General features: G+C 64.2%; 5 protein-coding genes. 2 read left to right on the forward strand and 3 right to left on the reverse strand.

Going from position 1 to position 4,038, the window contains the following annotated elements; genetic code table 11:
• The 3 genes from L3X40_RS21145 to L3X40_RS21155 all read right to left on the reverse strand — a co-directional run.
• A partial coding sequence (locus tag L3X40_RS21145) for a thiolase family protein (RefSeq protein ID WP_272908111.1) occupies positions 1 to 740 on the reverse strand: 740 nt, incomplete at its 3' end.
• 25 nt (positions 741 to 765) lie between these two features.
• Positions 766 to 1,488 (reverse strand): acetoacetyl-CoA reductase, encoded by a 723-nt coding sequence (gene phbB, locus L3X40_RS21150; protein WP_043153860.1) that lies wholly within the window; start codon positions 1,486 to 1,488, stop codon positions 766 to 768.
• Positions 1,489 to 1,537: 49 nt separating this feature from the next.
• Complete coding sequence (locus L3X40_RS21155; RefSeq protein ID WP_048576320.1) at positions 1,538 to 2,278, reverse strand: SDR family NAD(P)-dependent oxidoreductase; 741 nt, start codon at positions 2,276 to 2,278, stop codon at positions 1,538 to 1,540.
• A 517-nt stretch (positions 2,279 to 2,795) separates the two neighbouring features.
• Here L3X40_RS21155 and L3X40_RS21160 point away from each other — a divergent pair.
• Complete coding sequence (locus L3X40_RS21160; protein ID WP_048576319.1) at positions 2,796 to 3,056, forward strand: hypothetical protein; 261 nt, start codon at positions 2,796 to 2,798, stop codon at positions 3,054 to 3,056.
• The coding region (locus L3X40_RS21165) for a phospholipase A (protein WP_237367325.1) at positions 3,038 to 4,038 on the forward strand (1,001 nt) is incomplete at its 3' end. The genes L3X40_RS21160 and L3X40_RS21165, both read left to right, overlap by 19 nt.

The raw sequence follows: 4,038 nt of genomic DNA on the forward strand, positions 1-4,038 counted from the left end.
GCATTGCCTGCCGTGATTGTTCCTTCCGGACGAAAGGCCGGCTTGAGGTGGGCGAGGCTTTCGAGCGTCGCATCCGGTCGGTTCTGCTCGTCCCGCGAAAAGCTGGTCGGCCCCTTTCGTCCCGGAATTTCGACCGCCACGATCTCGCTGTCGAACTTGCCGGCCGCCTGGGCCGTACTGAACCGCTGTTGCGAGCGCACTGCCCAACTGTCCTGGGCGTCGCGCGAGATCTGAAATTTCGTGACGAGGTCCTCGGTCACCCAGCCCGAATGCTGATCGACGAACGCGTCGTTGAGACCGTCATGGAGCATGCTGTCGAAAAGCTTGCCGTCGCCCATGCGATAACCCCAGCGGCCCTTCTCGATAAGGTAGGGCGCCTGGTCCATATTCTCCATCCCGCCCGCGACAGCGGCATTCGTCAGGCCCAGCATGATCTCCTGCGCGGCAGTGGCGATCGCCTGGGCTCCGGAGCCGCAGACCCGGTTGACGGTCATCGCCGGCACAGTGTCAGGGATTCCGCCACCGATCGCCGCCTGCCGCGCCGGGTTCATCTTCGCTCCGGCCTGCACCACCTGGCCCATGACGACCGTATCGATCGCGTCGCCGGTTACGCCGGCGCGCTTGAGCGTCTCGGCAATGGCGATACTGCCGAGTCTCGGCGCGGCCATGTCCTTGAGGCTGCCGCCATAGCTTCCGATCGCGGTTCGCACGGGTGCACAAAGAACAACATTCTTGGTCATGATCTTCTCCTTCCATTCGGCCGCTTCAGGCCATGTATTTGCCGCCGTTGATCGAAAGCGTGGCGCCGGTGACAAAGCCGGCTTCGTCCTCGACAAGGAAGAGGACGCCGCGCGCGATCTCATCGGGCGTGCCGAGACGGCCCACGGGAACGGCGCCAAGAACAGCCTTCATCGCCTCCGCCGATACCGCGGCGACCATGGCGGTGTCGGTATAGCCCGGCGCTATCGCATTGACCGTGACGTTGCGCGCCGCGCCCTCGAGCGCGAGCGCCTTGGTGAAGCCGATCACGCCCGCCTTGGCGGCGGCATAGTTGGTCTGGCCGAACTGCCCCGACAGCGCGTTGACCGAACTCACATTGACGATCCGGCCGAAGCGCCGCTCACGCATGCCCTCGATCACCGCGCGGCACATGTTGAAGCAGCCGCCGAGGTCGACGTCGATCACGCTGCGCCATTGCTCCTCGCTCATCTTGTGGAGCGTGCCGTCGCGGGTGATGCCGGCATTGTTGACGAGGATGTCGACCGGCCCGACCTCCGCCACGACCTTGGCGACGCTCGCCTGGCTCGCGGCAAAATCGCCCACGTTCCAGCCATAGACCGGAATGCCCGTCTCGTCGTGAAACGCCTGGGCTTCGGCCTCGTTGCCGAAATAATTGGCGACGACGGTGTAGCCATGCGCCTTGAGGAGTCGTGCGGTCGCGGCGCCGATACCGCTCACGCCGCCGGTGATAAGCGCTATACGGGACATGAGAAATTCCTTGCTGCTGGTGCTGATGAAAAGGGAGTGGGCGACGCGGTCACTGCGCGAGATAGCCGCCATCGACGGGATAGTAGCCGCCGGTCATGAACGAGGCGCGATCGGACAGCAGAAAGGCGACAAGCGCCGCCACCTCCTCGGGCCGGCCGAGCCGGCCAATGGGATGCTGATCGATCAGCGCGGGCGACGGTTCGCCCTGCGCCCGGATCAGCGGCGTATCGATGACCGCTGGCCCCACCGCGTTGATGCGAATGCCCTTGCGGGCATAGTCGACGGCTGCGGTCCGGGTCATGCCGACCACGGCGTGCTTGGCAGCCGCGTAAGCGATGGTGCCGGGCAGGCCGAGCATGCCGCAGATCGAACTCATGTTGACGATCGCACCGCCGCCCGAAACCAGCATCGCCGGGATCTGATAGCGCATGCCGTAGAACACGCCGTCCATGTCGACGCTGAGCACGCGCCGCCATTCGGCAAGATCATATTCACCGGCCGGAGCGGAGGCGCCGCCGACGCCGGCATTGTTCACGGCAAGATCGAGCCGGCCGAAGGTCTTCACCGCGAAAGCCACCATCGCCTCGACATCCGCGGCATTCGCCACGTCCGTCCGAAGCGGAAAGGCCCTGCCGTCATCGATCTGGGCAGCGAGAGCGTGTACACGGTCGATATCGAGATCGGCGAGCACGAGCCGGGCGCCGGAGGCGGCCAACTCACGGGAGATGGCCTCGCCCAGCCCGCTGGCGGCTCCGGTCACGATCGCGACCTTGTCATTGAAGTCGAACATCCGGTTCTCCAGAGCGCACGAAAGCCGCCGCCCAAAACGGGCGTCGCCAAGCCGATCCGGCACCTCTCCCTGGCGTTTTGGATTCCCGATCACCACGGGATATGCGGTTCATGTGCATCGCCGGAGCACCACCCCGCCATCGGGAACTATACTTATGCGTTTCGTATCGACGCTAATTCGTTCCTCTTTCCATCCGGGAAAGCGTGAGGAATGGACGACGGCTGGAGCGGCAGGATCGTCACAAATCGGATGGCGGAGGACATATTCTGTGTCGGGCCAGGCGCAAATATACTGATGGCCGGGGTTGCGCCTTATCTCTCCCCTGCAGTACCGTTCTGTGAAATTGGCGACTCTCGGAAAGACATGCGTGGTGGTAAGATGAGAGTAGCCGCTTGATAACGATGGTATAATCGGAGGCGGTTTCAGGGGAGGATGCTGAGTCAGGCTACGTCATCGCGTAGTGCGTGTTCCTCGCTGTCAGGCGATGGAAGGGCATGTCCGATTGGAGATGAGGAACATGGACACATCCGCCGCCACTTCGCCACCAGACCCGTTGGAAGACGTTGCAGAGACATTCATTCGCGCCGCGGTTACCCGGCTCGCCTCGGCTTTTCCGCCCGCAATGCTCCTCCAGGTCTTCTCCGACCGGACATTTCACCTCGCCCTCCCGCCGGGCAAGCGACCGCGGCGCAACGCCAGGATCGCGCGCGAACATACGCGGCTGTTCGATTATCCGGTCCGTGGTGCAGGCGACAGCGGTTGGCACCTGCGCGCATGACGATCCGTCCGCACTTCTGGTTCATGGCTGGCGCATCGATTCTCCTCGCGCCGACGGCCCATGCCGCCTCGCCGGTCGAGATCCTGATCGGCGACGCCGGCCAGCGCGACCAGGACGGCGCCATTCTGGTCGATCTGCGATTGCTCAACGGGGACCGCGATCCGCAAACGGTATCCTTGCCCGACCGAATCGAGGCACGGATCGGGGCTGCCGGATCTGTCCGGACCGTATGGCTCGAACGCGCCGCGAATGTCCCGGCCAGCCTGACCGTGCCGCCTGGCGGGTTCATGCGCGCTCGCTATTGCTTTCGCGCGCCTTCCGACCTGACGCTGGATGGCGCGACGCTTTCCATTCCGGCGTGGCGTTCGCAGCAGATCACTGTTGCTTTGCGGTCGGCGACGCAAGTGGCGCAAGCCATATCCGCACCGCAGGCGCCTTCCGAGCCGGAGCGGGAAGCGGCGCCGCCGCCCGCCGACCGTTCGGCTGGCAATGCCTTTCTCGTCAATCTCTCGGCCTATGAGCCGATCTACGCCGTCTACGGGCCTGGCACCAACAGTGAGGCAAGGATCCAGATCAGCTTCAAATACCAGCTGTTCGGATCGAGACGGGCTGATGGGCTGCCGGGGTCCTGGCGTGATGGGCTTCACTTCGCCTATAGCCAGCGTATGTTCTGGGACCTGGGCGGGAACTCCTCGCCGTTCCGCAATGTCGATTATCAGCCCGAACTCTTCTATCTGACCCCTTCCGCCACTTTGTCGAACGGCATCTCGGTGAGCGCGCAGGGCGGTATCCGGCATGAATCGAACGGGCGCGACGGCGCGGCGTCGCGCAGCATCAACAGCGTCTATGTCGCGCCGATGGCGGCGATCCCGCTCGGCGGAGACTATCGCCTCTCGGTCGCACCACGTCTGGCGCTTTTCGTCGGCGACAAGTCGGACAATCCCGATATCCGCCGATACCGCGGCATCACGGGGCTATTCGT

The sequence above is a fragment of the Rhizorhapis sp. SPR117 genome (assembly GCF_021742065.1).